The sequence below is a fragment of the Corynebacterium sp. NML140438 genome, assembly GCF_001875725.1.
Classification (GTDB): Bacteria; Actinomycetota; Actinomycetes; order Mycobacteriales; family Mycobacteriaceae; genus Corynebacterium.
Genome location: NZ_MLCQ01000014.1, coordinates 1 through 16,953, shown reverse-complemented (window position 1 = coordinate 16,953; position 16,953 = coordinate 1). Strand labels below are relative to the sequence as shown.

The window sequence follows — 16,953 nt, the reverse complement described above, 5'->3', positions numbered from 1 at the left end:
CAGCGACTGGATCGCGCTTTGTGAAACACCAAGGCTACGGGCAGTGATATAGCTGCCCATGCCTTGTTCAAATAATTGCACTGCCTGTTCACGCTGCTCTTCGGTCAGCTTGCTTCCTGGTCTCATGTGCACTGCTCCTTGTGTGAGGGTGGTACTGGTTTTCACAGTCCAACTTCTGGGGAGCAGTTCAGTTCCCGAGCCCGGGAACCATTTTGGGTTTGAGGCCGGTTCCGGTCGACCGATGTAACGTTTCCGCAGGTCGCGGCGCCTGTCCACGAAGAAAGTTCCCGGCCACCGTGGACTGCTCCCCACCCCCGCAAACCGCCGAGCTTCCCCACCAACACCAAAACCCGCCGGGACGTCTCCGTCCTGGCGGGTTTGAGCGTTCAGGGCTTAAGCGCTACTTCTGCTGTGCAGCGCGCTTAGCGGCGAAGGATTCGCGGACCTTGGTCTCCAGGTCAGCGTCGACCTTGCCCCAGTATTCATAGACGCGCTCCTCGATCTCCTTGTTGGTGATCGCCATCATCTTGTTCGTGATGTTGTGCACGAAGCGTTCCTTGGCGGCGTCGTCGAAGACGTCGCGGTAGAGGGTGCCGGCTTGGCCGAAGTCGTCATCCTCAGCGTGCTTGACGTAGGCGGCGCGCACCAGGTCGGTGCCCTCCGGGTCCGGGTTGATGTACAGGTTCTCGGCGAGACCGAGATCCTGGCCGCTGGCAGAGGTTTCGCCGTCGTCAAGGTAGCCGGCGCCCTTCTCGTAGGAGTTCGGGCTATAGTTCGGCTCGTTCTCCTCATTGAAGAAGTACGCCATGGAGCCACGCTCTGCGTAGGTGTTCACCTGGTTGATCGGGCGGTTGACCGGCAGATCCTTGTAGTTGGCGCCGATGCGGTAACGCTGCTGGTCAGCGTACGCAAAGACACGAGCCTGCAGCATACGGTCCGGGGACAGGCCAACACCTGGGACCAAGTTTGCTGGATCGAGTGCCAGCTGCTCGATCTGGGCGTGGAAGTTCTTGGGGTTGCGGTTGAGGACGAAGTAGCCGACGTCGATAAGCGGGTAGTCCTTCTGCGACCAAGTCTTGGTGAGGTCGAACGGGTTGAAGCGGTAGTCCTTCGCTTCCTCGAACGGCATGATCTGGACCTTGACGTCCCAGATTGGGTAGTCGCCGTTTTTGATGGCGTTGAAGAGGTCCTCGCGCTGGAAGTCCGGATCCGTGCCGGCCTTCTCGGTGGCTTCTTCGTCGGTGAAGCACTCCCAACCCTGACGGGTCTTGAAGTGGTATTTGACCCAGACCGGGGTGCCTTCCTCGTTGATCCACTGGAAGGTGTGGGAACCGAAACCGTCCTGGTGGCGGGAAGTCTTAGGGGTGCCGCGGTCGCCGAGCAGGTAGGTCACCTGGTGGGCGGATTCAGGGGTGCGCGTCCAGAAGTCCCACTGCATTTCGTCGTCGCGCAGGCCGGAGTTCGGCTGGCGCTTCTGGGAGTGGATGAAGTCCGGGAACTTGATGCCGTCACGCAGGAAGAACGTCGGGGTGTTGTTGCCAACAATGTCATAGTTGCCGTCTTCGGTGTAGAAGCGCAGTGCGAAACCGTGGACGTCGCGCCAGGTGTCTGGGGAGCCCGCCTCACCCGCAACAGTAGAGAAACGTGCAGCCATTGGAGTGACGGTGCCCAGCTGGAAGAGCTTTGCCTTCGTGTACTTGGACACGTCTTCGGTGATGTGCAGTTCACCGAATGCGCCGTGCCCCTTCGCGTGCGGAATGCGCTCCGGGACGTTCTCACGGTTGAAGTGTGCAAGCTTCTCAATGAGGTGGATGTCGTTCAGGACGTTCGCACCCTGGCGTCCCTGCGTAACGCTGACGTTTTCCGACGGGACGGGCTGGCCGCCGAGCTGGGTGGTTTGCCCCTTGCCCGCTGGACGTTCGCCGTTCGAAAGGATCCGGTCTACGTTCTTCTCTGCCATTGTTAGGGCCTCCTTATTGTTCGGTCGTAATTTATACTGTACGCGAATATGAGAGTGGCATCAAGGAATTTCCCAATACTGGTACCCTTTTTATTCGTGAACAGCAGCGATAGTCAGTACGTCACCGACCTCGCCCTCCGGGCCGGCCGGGGCGACAAAGCTGCCCTCACCGACTTCATCGCCGCCACCCAGGACGACGTCTGGCGCCTCCTCGCCCACCTCGCCGGGCACGACGCCGCCGACGACCTCACCCAAGAAACCTATCTGCGGGCCCTCGGCGCCCTCCCACGCTTCGCCGGACGCTCCACCGCCCGCACGTGGCTCCTCTCCATCGCGCGCCGCACCTGGATCGACTCCGTCCGCCACGACCGCAGTCGCCCAAGCACCACCACCAGCGACTACGAGGACGTCGCCACCCAGCAACCAAGCGCCGACGACCCAAACCTGTGGCCCGAAATTATTGACGCCCACAACCTCCTCAACGAACTCGCCCCCGACCGGCGCGAAGCCATCGTCCTCACGCAAGTACTTGGCTACAGCTACGAGGAAGCCGCGAAAATTGCCGGGGTACGCATCGGAACCATCCGCTCTCGCGTCGCCCGCGCCCGGAAAGACATCATGCGACTCACCGGATAGATATAACCCATACCCCCTTTTCGTTTGTTTCGTTTATGTGTATAATGACAGTATGCCACAACACAAAGAAATGACAAGCTCCCATGTAGAACGGCTGGCACAGCAGGCCCTCAAGGACCTTGACGTTGCACTTTCACGCCCCCACGCGAGCAACGTCGACATCGTTGTCGATGGGTCCCACCAACCAATCCGAATCCCACGTTCCGTGGCTTCCGCGCTACGCGAAGTGCTCGCCAACTCAGTCGAGGGCAGACCAGTCGAAGTCGTTGCAGTTCGCAAAGAGCTCACCACCCAGCAGGCGGCAGACCTCCTCCACGTCTCCAGACCACACGTCGTCAAGCTTATCGACACCGGCGTGCTGGTCGGCCACAAAGTCGGAGCCCACCGGCGCTTATATGCCGACGACGTCTTCGCATTCAAACGCGAAAGGGACGCAGCGCAGCGCACCACCACGGACGAATGATCCACTTGGAATCAAACCAAAAAGGTTCCAAATTCACCGACCAGGCCCAATCCATCAACTACACTTCCCCTCATGATTCGAAACGCAATAGCGATCTCCTTTGCCTTCATCGGCATCGTTGTCGGCGCCGGGTTTGCATCCGGCCAGGAAGCGATGCAGTACTTCGTCGCGTTTGGCACGAAAGGTATCTGGGGAGCACTACTGAGCGCAGCACTCATGCTGGTCGGCGGAATCTCCATCCTCCAACTCGGCTCCTACTTCCAGGCAACAGAACACATGGAAGTACTCGGCAACATCACCGGCAAGGTGATGGGCTGGGTTCTGGACATCTCAACCATCATCACCCTGTTTTCCATCGGGTTCATCATGTTCGCCGGTGCTGGTGCGAACCTGAACCAGCAATTCGGCATACCGGTCTGGATCGGCGCGGTCATCATGCTGGCAATGGTGCTCGGCGTTGGAATGCTGGACGTCAATAAGGTGACCGGCGCAATCGGCATCCTCACCCCATTCCTCCTGATCTTCGTGATCGGCGGCTGCACCTGGACCATCGTCAACGCACAACCAGACTGGGACAGCATCAACATCGCAGCCCAAGACGTCGCCACCGAGCTGCCAAACTGGTGGATCGCCGCGCTGAACTACACCGGCCTGAACTTCATTTGTGTTGTGTCCATGGCGGTCGTCATCGGTGGCAACTACCTCGACCCGCGCGAAACCGGCCTCGGCGGCCTCTTCGGCGGCATCGCCTACCTCGTGATGCTGCTCCTGCTCGGCATGGGCCTCATGGTCAGCATCAGCGACGTCAACGGCCACGACATGCCGATGCTCACCCTCATCAACAACATCAACCCAACGCTCGGCCTCATCATGACGTTCGTGATCTTCGGCATGATCTTCGCCACCTCGTTGGGCATGTTCTACGCACTTGGCAAGCGCCTAGCACGCGGCCGCCAGCAGAAGTTCCGCGTCATCTATATCTCCGCATGCCTGATCGGGTTCGTCCTTTCTTTCGTCGGCTTCAAGGACCTGATCTCGTTCGTCTACCCGATCCTGGGCTACCTCGGCCTAGTGCTCATCATCGTGGTCACGTCTGCCCGCATCCGCGGTTCCGAAACCCTGCGCCACGAAGGCAGCCTGCGCCGTCGCGCCCTCGAGCTCATGAAGGACAAACTCGACCCGCGCGTGAAGTTCACCCGCCACGACCAGCGCGAACTGGACAAGATCACCGAGAAGTCCGTCATGGAAAACGAAGACTTCAAGGAAGCCATGATCGAGGAGGCCGAACAGGCCCTCGAGGAAGAGGCTGAAAACTAGGCAAACTAATTCCCGCCTCAGACGAGAGTGCCGAAGAACGCAAGCTGCGTGCTTCGGCACTTTTTCTTTGACCATGTAGGGGCACGCACCACATTCCTTGTTTTCGGCAGGTGTCGGAGCGGTTCCCCATTTCGCGAGTAATGTCAGGCAGAAAAGGTGCACAGGACCGGCAGCCAGTGACAAAAGACGCACCCCCATTTGGCATAGCCGTTCATGCCAGCTGGTCAGAAAAGGGCTAGCTTTTGCTAGCTGCGTGGTTTGTCACTGCTACCTCAAAAACACCAAATTGCTAGGCCCCGAGAGGCGCCAAGGCGTTTCCCAGATCGCGAGTAGTACGAGATGGAATTTGGCAACAGCAAAAAGCGGCCCCACCAGGGACAGAACCCCAGGGGACCGCTCTCAGCGCTCGCAGCGCGCCCAAAAGAGCCAGAACGGCTACTTCACAAGCAGCTCCGCGATCTGAATCGTGTTCAGTGCGGCGCCCTTGCGCAGGTTGTCGCCGGAGACGACGAACACGAGGCCGCGGTTGCCGTCGACGGCCTGGTCCTGGCGGATGCGGCCGACGAGGGAATCGTCCTTGCCGGCGGCGGCGAGTGGGGTCGGTACGTCGACGACGGTGACACCCGGCGCGGCCTCAAGGACGGAACGTGCCTGGTCAGGAGTAATCTCCTTCGAGAATTCGGCGTGGACAACCATGGTGTGTCCGGTGAAGACTGGGATGCGGACGCAGGTGCCGGAGACGCGCAGCTCAGGGATACCGAGGATCTTGCGCGATTCGTTGCGGAGTTTCTGCTCTTCGTCGGTTTCTTCGGTGCCGTCGTCGACGAGGTTGCCGGCGAGTGGCAGGGCGTTGAAGGCGATGGGCGCGACGTATGGGCCGAGCTCCTCGGGCTGGAGGAGGGAGCCGTCGAGGGAGAGTTCGGTGTTGCGCTCGCCGATTTCGGCGACTTGGTTCGCGAGTGTCTTCACGCCGGCGAGGCCGGAGCCGGAAACTGCCTGGTAGGAAGCGACGCGCATGGTGTGAAGGCCGGCGGCGTCGTGGAGTGCTTTGGCCACGGGCATGATTGCCATGGTGGTGCAGTTCGGGTTCGCGATGATGCCTTTGGCGGGTGCTTTGGCTTCGTCGGGGTTGACTTCGGAGACGATGAGGGGGACGTCGTCATCCTTGCGCCAGGCGGAGGAGTTGTCCACGACGGTGGCGCCGGCGGCGGCGAAGACTGGGGCCCACTGCTTGGAGGTGGCGCCGCCTGCGGAGAAGAGGGCGATGTCGACGTCGGCGACGGAGTCCTCGGTGATCTGGGTGAGGTCTTCGACGACAACGTCTTGGCCGCGGTACTCCAGGTGCTTGCCTGCGGAGCGTGGTGAGGCGAAGAAGCGCACCTTGTCTGCTGGGAAGTCGCGTTCGGCGAGGATTTCGCGCATGACGCGCCCGACCTGGCCGGTTGCGCCTACTACTGCGATCGTGGTCATGAGTCGTTTCCTTTCTTAGCGTCCGGTGCCAGCGTAGACGACGGCTGGTTCGTCGCCGCCGAGTTCGAACTTTTCGTGGATGGCGCGAGTGGCGTCGTCAAGGTCGATTTCGCGTACCACTGCGGTGATGCGGATTTCGGAGGTGGTAATCATGTCGATGTTCACGCCGGCGTCGCGAAGTGCTTCGGTGAAGTCGGCGGTGACGCCTGGGTGGGTCTTCATGCCGGCACCGATGAGGGATACCTTGCCGATCTGGTCGTTGTAGGTGATGTTGTCCCAGCCTTCCTTCGCCTGGAGGGCCTTGAGCAGCTCCATGGCGCGGGGGCCGTCGGCAATTGGGAGGGTGAAGGTGATGTCGGTGGTCAGGTCGTGGAGGGTGGAGATGTTCTGCAGCACCATGTCAATGTTGATCTCGTTGTCGGCGAGGACGCGGAACACCTTGGCTGCTTCCCCTGGCAGGTCCTTGACGCCGAGGATGGTGATTTTCGCTTCGGAGGCGTCGGTGGCAACGCCGGACAGTACTGCTTCTTCCATGGGGATATCCTCCAATGCTCCGGCGACGAGGGTGCCGGGATCGTTGCTGTATGACGAACGCACCCGCATGGGTACGTTGAATGCACGCGCATATTCCACACTGCGCAGTACAAGGATTTTCGAGCCGGACGCGGCAAGCTCAAGCATCTCTTCGAAGCAGAGTTTGTCGAGCTTGCGGGCGTCGTGCACGATGCGTGGGTCGGCGGTGTAGACGCCGTCGACGTCCGAGTAGATTTCGCACTCGTCGGCGCCGAGGGCTGCGGCGAGGGCGACGGCGGTGGTGTCGGACCCGCCGCGGCCGAGGGTGGTGACGTCCTTGGTGTCACGGTTGACGCCTTGGAAACCGGCGACGATGGCGATGCGGCCGGCGTCGATGGCTTCTTGGACGCGGCCCGGCGTCACCTCGATGATGCGGGCGTTGCCGTGGCGCTCGGTGGTGATGACGCCTGCCTGCGAGCCGGTGAAGGACTGGACGTCGGCGCCGAAGGACGCGACCGCCATCGCGACCAGCGAGTTCGAGATGCGCTCACCTGCGGTGAGCAGCATGTCCATCTCACGAGCGGGCGGAGTCGGGTTGACGCGGGCGGCGAGGTCCAGCAGCTCGTCGGTGGTGTCGCCCATTGCGGAACACACCACTACGACATCGTGCCCCTGCTTCTTGGTGGCAACGATGCGTTCAGCGACCGCGCGTATGCGGTCTGCGCTTTCGAGGGACGAGCCCCCGTATTTCTGCACGATCAGTGCCATTGGTAGAACCTTCCGTCGGTAAAGAAACTGTCGCGTGAAAATCCGCACTATAAGAATAGCGTCTCAAAAACGACTATGGGGCGACATGGCACAGAAAATTAGTATTATCGTTGACCATGCAGAACGACTTCCTCGCGATCAGCTTTGCGCTCACGTCTGCGCTGCTCATCGCGGTGGGGACGGTGTGGCGCCACCGCATTTTGCGTGCCGGCCGCTCTACGACGGAGGTCAATCCCGCACCGCTCGCCTCTTTGCGACGCCCCGCTTGGTGGGCATCGCTCGCCCTTGCGCTGGCCGCGTACGGCTTTCAGGCGCTGGCATTAGCGTTCGGATCCCTGCTGGTAGTCCAGCCGATCTTGGTGCTGTCGCTCATGTTCACGCTGCTGCTTTCGGCGCGCGTCGAGCACCGAAAGATGTCACCGCAGGGCACGGCGTGGGCGACGCTGCTCACCATGTTCGTCGCGGTGGTGATCCTTGTGGGCCGCCCGGTGCCGGGCATTGCCTCGCCTGGGATGGTTGGTTGGGTGTTGGCAATCGGGTTTGGGGTGGCCTGGATGGTCGGGACGGTCGCGTTCGCCCGCACCCGCGGCGCCGCGACGCAAGCGCTGGCCTACGGCATCCTGTGCGGCGCGATCTTTGGCTACCTGGCGGTGTTTTCCAAGGTGGCGGTGGACGCCTATGTGCACGGCGGGATCGTAGGGCTGGTGGAGTCCTGGCAGTTCTGGGCCATGCTGGCCTGCGCGGTGCTGGGCACCGCGGTGCAGCAGTTCGCGTTTGGGGCCAGCAAACTGGCCACCACACTGCCCGCGATGAAGGTCGTTGAGCCACTGGTGGCGCTCACCCTGGGGATTGTGCTGCTCGGGGAAAACTTCGCTGTGTCCGGTGTTGGGGGTTGGGCGGCGATGGTGGCGTCGATAATGATGATGCTGGCCAGCGCGGCGATGCTCACCCGGGTCAGTATTCAAGTGGGCTAGGCGCAATACGTGTATGCTTTGACGCATGTCACATCAGCTGCTGCTCCTAGTCTGCCGCGGCGGGATACAGGCCTCGTTGTAACACGGCCGGCGCCCGTCGCGGAGTTTGCGCACGCCGACCGTGAACCACGCCGCGAAGGAGAACAGCCAAAATGACCACCCAACCTGCATGGAATAAGCAGCAACCATCCAAGATGCCAGCGCACCGCTACCTGCCGTTTGCGCAGGAAGTGGAGCCCATCCGCCTGCCGGACCGCACATGGCCGGACGCCACCATCACGCACGCGCCACAGTGGTGCGCGGTGGACCTGCGCGACGGCAACCAGGCCCTGATTGACCCGATGAACCCGGAGCGCAAGCGCCGCATGTTCAACCTGCTGGTGGAGATGGGCTACAAGGAAATCGAGGTGGGATTCCCGTCCGCCTCACAAACTGACTTCAACTTCGTGCGCGAGATCATCGAGCAGGACATGATCCCGGACGACGTCACCATCCAGGTGCTGGTGCAGGCCCGTGAGCACCTGATTCGCCGCACGTTCGAGGCGTGCGCGGGCGCGAAGAACGTCATCGTGCACTTCTACAACTCGACGTCGAAGCTGCAGCGTGAGGTGGTGTTCCGCAAGGACCGCCCCGCGATCAAGAAGCTGGCGACGGACGCCGCGGAACTGATCAAGGGCATCGCCAAGGATTACCCTGACACGAACTGGCGCTGGGAGTACTCGCCGGAGTCCTTCACCGGCACTGAGCTGGACTTTGCGGCTGAGGTGAGCGACGCCGTCGTCGAGATCATGGGTGCGACCCCTGAGCAGCCGATGATTATCAACCTGCCGGCGACCGTCGAAATGATTACCCCGAACGTGTACGCGGACTCGGTGGAGTGGATGCACCGCAACCTGCAGCGCCGCGACTCCATCATCCTGTCCCTGCACCCCCACAATGACCGCGGTGAGGGCATCGCCGCCGCTGAGCTGGGCTACATGGCGGGTGCGGACCGCATCGAGGGCTGCCTGTTCGGCAACGGTGAGCGCACCGGCAACGTCGACCTGGTCACGCTGGGCCTGAACATGCTGACGCAGGGTGTCGACCCGCAGATCGACTTCTCTGACATCCAGCGCATCCGCGACGTCGTCGAGTACTGCAACCAGCTGCGCGTCCCGGAGCGCCACCCGTACGGCGGCGACCTGGTCTTCACCGCGTTCTCCGGCTCGCACCAAGACGCCATCAACAAGGGCTTGGACGCGCTGGCGAGTAAGGTGCGCCCCGGCGCGAACTCCACCGAGGTGCAGTGGGAAGAGCTGCGCGAGACGGTGTGGGAGGTCCCGTACCTGCCGATCGACCCGAAGGATGTGGGCCGCGACTACGAGGCCGTCATCCGCGTCAACTCCCAGTCCGGCAAGGGTGGCGTTGCTTACATCATGAAGACGGACCACGGCATCGATATGCCGAAGGCGATGCAGCCGGAGTTCTCGGCGGTGGTGCAAAACATTACTGACAGCGAGGGCGGCGAGGTCAACTCGAAGAACATGTGGGACATCTTCGCCACGACCTACCTGGACCTGGATGCCCCGCTGTCGCTGCATTCCTTCCGCACGTCGGATGAGGAAAGCACGGATGCCACGACGACCGGGATCCGCGCGCGCGTGACCTACAACGGTCAGGACCACGATGTTGCCGGTGTGGGCAACGGCCCGATCGCGGCGTTCGCGAACGCGCTGGAGCACATCGGCATCAACGTCGAGGTGCAGGACTACTCGCAGCGCGCCCGCTCCGCGGGTGACGACGCCGACGCCGCCTGCTACATCTACGCGGATGTCGACGGCAAGCGCGCGTGGGGCGCCGGCGTGGCTGGGTCGACGACGTTGGCGTCGATGCAGGCTATCGTGTCCGCGGTGAACCGCTCGACGGTCGCGTAGCACCACCCCCGTTAGGGGGATCGTTCTGCGGGGCGGACTGAGATGCGAGTGATAAAGCGCGCTCGCTTCTCTTACGCCCCTCTTAGTGAATACGAATCCGTGCTGCGTACGAACGTGACTCGTGGCACTCCCGCATCAGGCAACATGCGTTCGCCCAGGTGTGCGCCTTATACTTTTGCTCGGATATCTCTCTATTTGTGAGGCAGCAGCAGGTAAGGCAGGGCGCGATGGCAACAACATACGTGGTTCCAGACCACGGCATTGGTGCTGTCCGCAACATCCCGGTGCAGGATGCGGCGCAGGACCACATCACCACACTGCTTGACTCGGCAGGCGCGGATGTTGCGGACCTTGCGGCGCTGCTCATCCCGCGTGCCGAGGGCGGCGGGTTCGACATCCACTTCCAGGATTCGGTGCTCGGCGGGATGAGCGCCTCGGACGCCCGCGAGTACGCGGAGCTGTCCTGGATCGTCGAGGCGTCGATGATTCCGCAGGTCACGGTGCGCGCCACCCGCCTCGCGGACGGCTCCCTACAGACCGTGCTGCGCCTGCCGCGCCCTGGCCTGTGCATCCCCACCAACCAGCCCCCGGCCGAGCCGTGGGTATTTCTCGACGACACCCGCACCTACGACGTGTCCCTCCTCCCCGACGCGCAAGAGGCCCAGGAGGTCTCGGTGCTGGACAGGAAGCATTACCTGCTCACGCTGAGCGCCACGGAGGATGCCGCTGAAGATACTGTGCAGGTTGCGGTTGGGGATCGGGCCGTCGGCACGCTGGCCGGGCCAGTCGCTACGGCACTGCTGCCGACGCTGCGCTCGCTGCACGACCGTGGCCTGCTCGCCGTCGCCCACGGCTACCTCGCGCCGCTGGGCGGCAAACCTTCACTCAGCGTGACCGTTGGCCCGCTCGCCCCCGACGAGCTGCCACCACTGTCCCCGATCCCGCCGGTGCAGGTCCACCCGCGGCACCCGGACACCTCATCAACATCGGCGACCACCGTCATCCCGGTCGTACGCCCAGAGGAGCTGGGCACCTCCACTGACGCGGTTGCCGAGTCCGCCGCTGCGGAGGCCGATTCGCAAGAGTTCCCCGCCGTCAAGGCCCCGGAGCACAAGAAACCCCCCGCGGCCCAGCCGAAGAAGGACGAGCCGATCCACCCGATGCGCTGGGTGGCCGCCGTCGTCGGCGCGTTGCTGATCGCGCTGCTCGGCTCGCTGGCATTCAGCGAGCAGTGGAGCGGCTCACCCGACACCGTCTCGACGTACGTGAACGAGCCCTCACACTCCCCAAGCAAGTCGGGGCAGAAACCGGAACCGTCCGAGCGGCCGACGACCTCCACCACCGAGGCGACCCCGGAGACTTCCTCGCAGCCCACTTCGGAGCCTGCGTCAGTGCCTGTTCCGGCCCAGCCTCAACCGGCGTATCAAGTGCCCGCGCAGCCTGCCCCGGTGTGGCAGGACCCCGCGCCAGTCCAGCAGGCCCCGGCCCAACAGGCCCCAGTTCAGCAAGCTCCTGCCCAGCAGCCGGCACAGGAACAGCTCGCACCGGCCCCCGCGCCCGCCCCCGCACCTGCGCCGGACTACCAGTACAACTTCGGTGGCCTCCAGATCCAGTCGGACACGCCGCTTGGTGGTCCATTACACCGCGTGCAGTGGCCATAGCTACTATCTAAGTGATGACAACGCCTGACCACGAGCTCTTTCCGTACGTTGCGGTAAGCGCCCTTTCGACAAGCATCCACCCCTCCACGGGGCGTTTGCTCACCCTCGACGCGGTGACGTTCGACGACAATGGCCAGGTCGGCGAGGATTTCCACGCCGTGTTGAACCCGGTTAAAGACGCCGGTCCACACCACCTGCACAACCGTGAGAAGAGCGACTTCGCCCAGGCACCACGGTTCGCGCGGTACTTAAAAACGCTCAACAAGCTTATCGACGGCCGCACCCTCATCCTGCTCGATAGCCCCACGGAGTGGGGGTACCTTGTCTCCGAGGCCCGCCGCGCTATGAACGCCGCCGCCCGCGCCAACCGTCAGCGCGCGCGGAAGCACAATCGGCGCCGCCAGCGCGTCGGCCACGTCCCCCGCCCCGAAGCGATCGTTGATCTGCTTGGCAGCGCGCGCCGACAGGGCCACATCATCATCGACGAACGCCTCAACGCCGTCGCGGGCCAGGTCGGTGTGCTCTCCGAACCGGCCACCGCCACCATCGAGCGCGCCAGCGTCCCCGAGGAAGAGCTCTCCCGGGCGGCCACGCTGAAACTCGTCGCGGTGTTCTTGCAGCTGCGGGAGAACGGCACGCTGACCAGCATCGACCCGGAGGACCTCAAGGCGGACCGCTTCGGGCTGCAGCGCTCCGCGCTGCGGGTGGACGCGCACAAGCGCGAAGGGGACGTCGATAATCCGGGCATCTACACGGGCGAGGGCCTCAAGCCCGGCATGGAGATCTCCGTCTCCGACGACGTCGCCGTCGACCCCGACGAGCTCATCCAAGCCGCGCTCGACGCCGGACTGAACTACCAAGAAAAGCTCACACGCACCGCCTCCCTCGTCGTGTCCGACGCCCCATCCCGCGGCGCCGAACTGCGTGGCAAAGCCATGCACGCGCACCGCAAAGACATCCCGGTCCTCAGCGCGCAGGAGTTTCTCCAGGCCGTAGCGCGCGACTAACGTAGAGCGCATGCTCTCACAACTGCGTACCTCTGTTGCGCTGGCCGCCGCGCAGGCCGCCACGTTCGCGTCGCGAGCCACCGGCCGCGGCGCCGGCGGCATGATCGGCGGGCTCGTTGCCAACGCGATCGACCCGAACATCATGGCAGGCCTGTCCAAGGGGCGCCCGGCCGTGCTGGTGACGGGCACGAACGGCAAGTCCACCACCACAAAGATGCTGGTGGCGGCGCTGCGCTCCACCAGGACCGTGGCCACCAACGACGGCGGCGACAACATGGACGCCGGCATCATCTCCGCGCTCATGGCGGGCAAGGACGCCTCCACGATCGCCCTCGAGGTCGACGAGCTGCACGTCCCCCACGTCGCCGACCGGCTGCAGCCGAAGGCGTTCGTGCTGCTCAACCTGTCGCGCGACCAGCTGGACCGCGTCGGCGAGATCAACAAGATCGAGCGCGCCCTCCGCGGCGCCGTCAACGCCCACCCGGAGGCCACCGTCATCGCTAACTGCGACGACGTGCTGATGACCTCCGTCGCCTGGGACCACCCCAACGTCATCTGGGTTTCCGCGGGCGCTGGCTGGCTCGGAGACTCCGTCACCAACCCCCGCAGCGGCGGCCACGTCGTACGCACCGAGGACGACTGGTACGCCGTCGAGCCCCTCCCCGATGGCTCCGAGTTTCGACGCCCTACCCCCACCTACGCCGTCACCGACGACGGCCTGCGCTGCCCGGATGGGGGCGTCGTCACGCTTGACCTGGCGCTACCCGGGCGGGCCAACCGCGGCAACGCCGCACAGGCCGTAGCCTGCGCCGTCGACGTCTTCGGTGTACCACTCGCCTCCGCGCTCGCCGCCGTCGCCGACGTCCAAGACGTCGCCGGGCGCTACTCCACCATCCACTTCGGCGACCACGAAGTCCGCCTCCTGCTGGCCAAGAACCCGGCAGGCTGGCAAGAGGCCCTCTCCATGGTGGACCGCACCGCCGACGGCCTCGTCATCGCCGTCAACGGCCAAGTCGCCGACGGCGAAGACCTCTCCTGGCTCTGGGACGTCAAGTTCGAAGACTTCCACGGCATCGCCGTCAAAGCCGCCGGCGAACGCGGCACCGACCTCGCCGTGCGCCTGCTCTACGCCGACATCGAACACGAACTGATCCACAACTGCGTCGACGCCATCCGCGCCTGCCCACCCGGCCGCGTCGAAGTGCTGGCCAACTACACCGCCTTCCGCGACCTCAAAAAGGACCTACACAAGGAGCTGGACCGTGACTAACACTTTGACCATCGGCCTGCTGCTGCCCGACGTACTCGGCACCTACGGCGACGACGGCAACGCACTCGTCCTGCGCCAACGCGCCCGCATGCGAGGCATCGACACCCACATCCGACCCATCCCCCTCACCGAGGACATCCCCTCCGACTGCGACATCTACACCCTCGGCGGCGGCGAGGACTCCGCCCAAATCATTGCGGCCTCCCGCCTGCAAGCATCCCCCGGCCTGCAGCGCGCCATCGACGCCGGCCGCCCCGTCTTCGCCGTCTGCGCCGGCATGCAGGTCCTCGGCCACAGCTTCACCGCCCACGGCGAGGAAGTCGCCGGCATCGGCGTCCTCGACGTCCGCACCTCCCCCATGTCGGAGCGCGCCATCGGGGAAGTCCAATCCCACCCACTTCTCGACGGCCTCTCCGCCCCCCTCACCGGATTCGAAAACCACATGGGCGGCACCACCCTCGGCCCCGACGCCTCCCCACTCGGCCAGGTGAAACGCGGCGTGGGCAACAACGTGGGTGCTGGTTCTCGGGCTGGCGTTGAGGGCGTTGTGCAGGGCAGTGTCATCGCCACCTACATGCACGGCCCCGCCCTGGCCCGCAACCCCGAACTTGCCGACCTCCTCCTCGCCCGCGCCCTCGGCATCCACGCCCAGGAACTCACCCCACTCGCGTTGCCCGAGGTGGACCAGCTGCGCAAGGAGCGCCTCAGGTAGGTTGCCGCTAGCGCTCTAGGAGCCAGTGCCAAAGGACGCAATTCGTTCCGAGGAACTCGGGAAAAGCCCAGGTCGCAAATAAGCGGTTGCGTCCTTTGGCACTCGGCCCGGTTGGGGTGACACCAAATTCCCTCATTGGATTTTCGCGACCTGGGGAAACGCCTCAGCGCCTGCTCGAACGCTCAATGATATTTCGCAATAGCCAGCAATGAACGCTTGCATTGCGCAAGACGTTACATTATCTTCTGAAACATATAGCGCACCTTGTCCAGGCGGCTGTTTGGACGGCGGGGCTGGATGACTGGCTTGCCGACAGCGGCCTGATACCCTTTCAGTTCTGTAAGGCATACGCTCTGCCCGTTGGTGTAAAAGGCCAGATCAGTACGGTATGCCTGTATACAGCGGGCGGGAATCTCGCCAGTAAAGACAACTTCATCCTTTTTTACCTGGACCGTTTCGATGGTGGCACAGTATTTCGGTGCATCATGATAAGCCCTGGAAAGATATTCCCGGGGCGCATAGAGGGTGAAGGAGAGATAAGGTTCCAGCAGTTGCGTCCCTGATTCCTTCAATGCCTGTTCCAATACAATCGGGGCCAATGAGCGGAAGTCCGCCGGCGTGCTGACCGGACTGTAATAAAGCCCGTATTCAAAGCAAATCTTACAGTCCGTTACGTTCCAGCCGAACAAGCCCTGCTCCAGCCCGTAACGGATACCATCCCTGACAGCGTTTTGAAAACTCTGGTTCAAGTATCCCAGCGAAACCCGGCTCTCGTATTGTACACCGGAGCCAAGCGGGAGTGGTGTAACAGACAGTCCGATGGATGCCCAAAACGGGTTGGGCGGCACCTCGATATGGATGGTGTGGCTGGCTGCTTTGAGCGGCCGCTCCATATAAATGACGGTGGGTTCCTTTACCACTGTTTCAAGCTTGTATTTTTCCGACAGCAAAGCGGAAACAACCTCCAACTGCACCCGGCCCAAAAAAGAAAGAATGATCTCATGGGTGATGGAATCCACCTCGCAGCGCAAAAGCGGGTCAGTATCCGCAAGTTGCGTAAGAGCGTCCAGCAGCCGTTCTCTTTGCGCTGCCGTTTTCGGCGCAATCGACGTCCGCAGCATGGGGAGGGGGTCCTCACGCCACCTTTTACGAGGGAGCCGGGTTGGGTCCCCTAATACATCGTTTAACCTCACGCTGTCGCTGGGAAGGATAACAATTTCACCCGGATAAGCGGTGTCTGTCCGAACAATTTCCCCTTTGGATGGAATACGCATCTCTGTGATTTTCAGCTTTTCTCTCCCGGCCAGGGCCACCGTATCCCGCAGGCGCAGCGTTCCGCTGTATAGCCGTAGATAGACACGCCGCTGGCCGCAATCTGTATACTCCACCTTGAAAACGCTGCCGCATAGGGCGGCGCTCCCCTGTTCCCCAATCGGTTGGAACAGCCCTGTCACCGCATCCATCAACGGTTGAATGCCAAGGCCCTTTTTGGCGCTGCCATAATAGACCGGGAACAGGGAGGCGTCTTGAACCCGCCGCTGTTCCTCCCGCACAAGTTTTTCCCGGCTGATTGGTTCTCCTGCGATATACTTTTCCAATAATTTATCGTTATTTTCGATGACCGCATCCCATGCTTCTATGTCGGTATTTTCCTCCAGGACTATTTCCGGGGACAGCGACACCGTCTGCTTGATGATAATATCGGCGGAGAGCTTATCCCGAACAGACTGAACCACGCTCTGCAAATCAACGCCAGCCTGGTCGATCTTGTTGATAAAGATAACGGTGGGAATGTTCATTTTCCGCAGGGCATGGAACAGAATACGGGTCTGGGCCTGCACGCCATCTTTAGCGGAGATCACCAAGATGGCCCCATCTAAAACAGCCAAAGAGCGGTACACCTCCGCCAAAAAATCCATGTGGCCGGGCGTATCCACAATGTTGACTTTACATCTGTGCCACTGGAAGGAAGTGACTGCCGCTTGAATGGTAATCCCACGCTGCCGCTCCAAAAACATGGTGTCCGTCCTCGTTGTCCCTTTTTCGACGCTCCCCGGTTCTGAAATGGCTCCGCTGGCATATAGCAGGCTCTCCGTCAAGGTCGTCTTTCCAGCGTCTACATGGGCAAGAATTCCAATATTGATTATTTTCATGTGATTGTCGGGTTAAGGGTCAAAAAGTGTGTCCGGAATCGCGGATTTTCACGGATTGACCTGTAGGTTTCCGGAAAGTATATGCTCCGGAAGCATATATCTAGCCCCCGACGGGAAATCCTCGGTGTGGCAGCCG

13 protein-coding genes are annotated in these 16,953 nt (G+C 62.5%); 9 read left to right on the top strand and 4 right to left on the bottom strand.

The window, feature by feature from the left end:
* Nucleotides 1-400: 400 nt before the first annotated feature.
* Nucleotides 401-1,960 (bottom strand): catalase, encoded by a 1,560-nt coding sequence (locus tag BJP08_RS02695; RefSeq protein ID WP_071568142.1) that lies wholly within the window; start codon nt 1,958-1,960, stop codon nt 401-403.
* A 48-nt stretch (nt 1,961-2,008) separates the two neighbouring features.
* Between BJP08_RS02695 and BJP08_RS02690 the strand changes: the two genes are divergently transcribed.
* The 3 genes from BJP08_RS02690 (at nt 2,009) to BJP08_RS02680 (ending at nt 4,376) form a co-directional block, all read left to right on the top strand.
* On the top strand, nt 2,009-2,596 hold the full coding sequence (locus tag BJP08_RS02690; RefSeq protein ID WP_083428373.1) for an RNA polymerase sigma factor: 588 nt from the start codon (nt 2,009-2,011) through the stop codon (nt 2,594-2,596).
* 70 nt (nt 2,597-2,666) lie between these two features.
* Nucleotides 2,667-3,059, top strand: a complete 393-nt coding sequence (locus tag BJP08_RS02685) for a helix-turn-helix domain-containing protein (protein ID WP_071568143.1) — start codon at nt 2,667-2,669, stop codon at nt 3,057-3,059.
* Between the two features lie 72 nt (nt 3,060-3,131).
* The gene (locus BJP08_RS02680; protein ID WP_071568140.1) at nt 3,132-4,376 is read left to right on the top strand and encodes a hypothetical protein; all 1,245 of its coding nucleotides are present in this window, start codon (nt 3,132-3,134) and stop codon (nt 4,374-4,376) included.
* Nucleotides 4,377-4,811: 435 nt separating this feature from the next.
* On the opposite strand, the gene BJP08_RS02675 is transcribed toward BJP08_RS02680, so the two are convergent.
* Nucleotides 4,812-5,846 (bottom strand): aspartate-semialdehyde dehydrogenase, encoded by a 1,035-nt coding sequence (locus tag BJP08_RS02675; RefSeq protein WP_071568139.1) that lies wholly within the window; start codon nt 5,844-5,846, stop codon nt 4,812-4,814.
* Nucleotides 5,847-5,861: 15 nt separating this feature from the next.
* Entirely contained in the window at nt 5,862-7,127 is a 1,266-nt protein-coding gene (locus tag BJP08_RS02670; protein WP_071568138.1) for an aspartate kinase, read from the bottom strand.
* A 116-nt stretch (nt 7,128-7,243) separates the two neighbouring features.
* Between BJP08_RS02670 and BJP08_RS02665 the strand changes: the two genes are divergently transcribed.
* The 6 genes from BJP08_RS02665 to BJP08_RS02640 all read left to right on the top strand — a co-directional run bounded on the left by BJP08_RS02665 (nt 7,244) and on the right by BJP08_RS02640 (nt 14,664).
* Nucleotides 7,244-8,101: a DMT family transporter gene (locus BJP08_RS02665; RefSeq protein WP_071568137.1), complete on the top strand. Its 858-nt coding sequence runs from the start codon at nt 7,244-7,246 to the stop codon at nt 8,099-8,101.
* A 152-nt stretch (nt 8,102-8,253) separates the two neighbouring features.
* A complete protein-coding gene (leuA, locus tag BJP08_RS02660; protein WP_083428371.1) occupies nt 8,254-10,014 on the top strand; it encodes a 2-isopropylmalate synthase in 1,761 nt (586 codons plus the stop codon).
* A 227-nt stretch (nt 10,015-10,241) separates the two neighbouring features.
* Nucleotides 10,242-11,675: a hypothetical protein gene (locus BJP08_RS11585; RefSeq protein ID WP_071568136.1), complete on the top strand. Its 1,434-nt coding sequence runs from the start codon at nt 10,242-10,244 to the stop codon at nt 11,673-11,675.
* Between the two features lie 14 nt (nt 11,676-11,689).
* Nucleotides 11,690-12,682: a DNA polymerase III subunit epsilon gene (locus BJP08_RS02650; protein ID WP_071568135.1), complete on the top strand. Its 993-nt coding sequence runs from the start codon at nt 11,690-11,692 to the stop codon at nt 12,680-12,682.
* A 10-nt stretch (nt 12,683-12,692) separates the two neighbouring features.
* Nucleotides 12,693-13,952 carry a Mur ligase family protein gene (locus BJP08_RS02645; protein ID WP_071568134.1) on the top strand — a complete coding sequence of 420 codons (1,260 nt, stop codon included), beginning with the start codon at nt 12,693-12,695 and terminating at the stop codon, nt 13,950-13,952.
* Nucleotides 13,945-14,664: a type 1 glutamine amidotransferase gene (locus BJP08_RS02640; RefSeq protein ID WP_071566422.1), complete on the top strand. Its 720-nt coding sequence runs from the start codon at nt 13,945-13,947 to the stop codon at nt 14,662-14,664. The genes BJP08_RS02645 and BJP08_RS02640 overlap by 8 nt, the downstream gene beginning before the upstream one ends.
* A 233-nt stretch (nt 14,665-14,897) precedes the next feature.
* Here the strand turns inward: BJP08_RS02640 and tet(W) are convergent, their stop codons facing one another.
* On the bottom strand, nt 14,898-16,817 hold the full coding sequence (gene tet(W) / locus BJP08_RS02635) for a tetracycline resistance ribosomal protection protein Tet(W) (protein WP_000691721.1): 1,920 nt from the start codon (nt 16,815-16,817) through the stop codon (nt 14,898-14,900).
* Nucleotides 16,818-16,953 lie beyond the last annotated feature (136 nt).

What these genes read in the sequence shown, in the direction of transcription:
- leuA (WP_083428371.1), top strand. Translation starts at nt 8,254, where the DNA reads ATGACCACCCAACCTGCATGGAATAAGCAGCAACCATCCAAGATGCCA.
- BJP08_RS02645 (WP_071568134.1), top strand. Translation starts at nt 12,693, where the DNA reads ATGCTCTCACAACTGCGTACCTCTGTTGCGCTGGCCGCCGCGCAGGCC.
- BJP08_RS02665 (WP_071568137.1), top strand. Translation starts at nt 7,244, where the DNA reads ATGCAGAACGACTTCCTCGCGATCAGCTTTGCGCTCACGTCTGCGCTG.
- BJP08_RS11585 (WP_071568136.1), top strand. Translation starts at nt 10,242, where the DNA reads ATGGCAACAACATACGTGGTTCCAGACCACGGCATTGGTGCTGTCCGC.
- BJP08_RS02650 (WP_071568135.1), top strand. Translation starts at nt 11,690, where the DNA reads ATGACAACGCCTGACCACGAGCTCTTTCCGTACGTTGCGGTAAGCGCC.
- BJP08_RS02685 (WP_071568143.1), top strand. Translation starts at nt 2,667, where the DNA reads ATGACAAGCTCCCATGTAGAACGGCTGGCACAGCAGGCCCTCAAGGAC.
- BJP08_RS02675 (WP_071568139.1), bottom strand. Translation starts at nt 5,846, where the DNA reads ATGACCACGATCGCAGTAGTAGGCGCAACCGGCCAGGTCGGGCGCGTC.
- BJP08_RS02695 (WP_071568142.1), bottom strand. Translation starts at nt 1,960, where the DNA reads ATGGCAGAGAAGAACGTAGACCGGATCCTTTCGAACGGCGAACGTCCA.
- BJP08_RS02680 (WP_071568140.1), top strand. Translation starts at nt 3,132, where the DNA reads ATGATTCGAAACGCAATAGCGATCTCCTTTGCCTTCATCGGCATCGTT.
- BJP08_RS02670 (WP_071568138.1), bottom strand. Translation starts at nt 7,127, where the DNA reads ATGGCACTGATCGTGCAGAAATACGGGGGCTCGTCCCTCGAAAGCGCA.
- BJP08_RS02690 (WP_083428373.1), top strand. Translation starts at nt 2,009, where the DNA reads ATGAGAGTGGCATCAAGGAATTTCCCAATACTGGTACCCTTTTTATTC.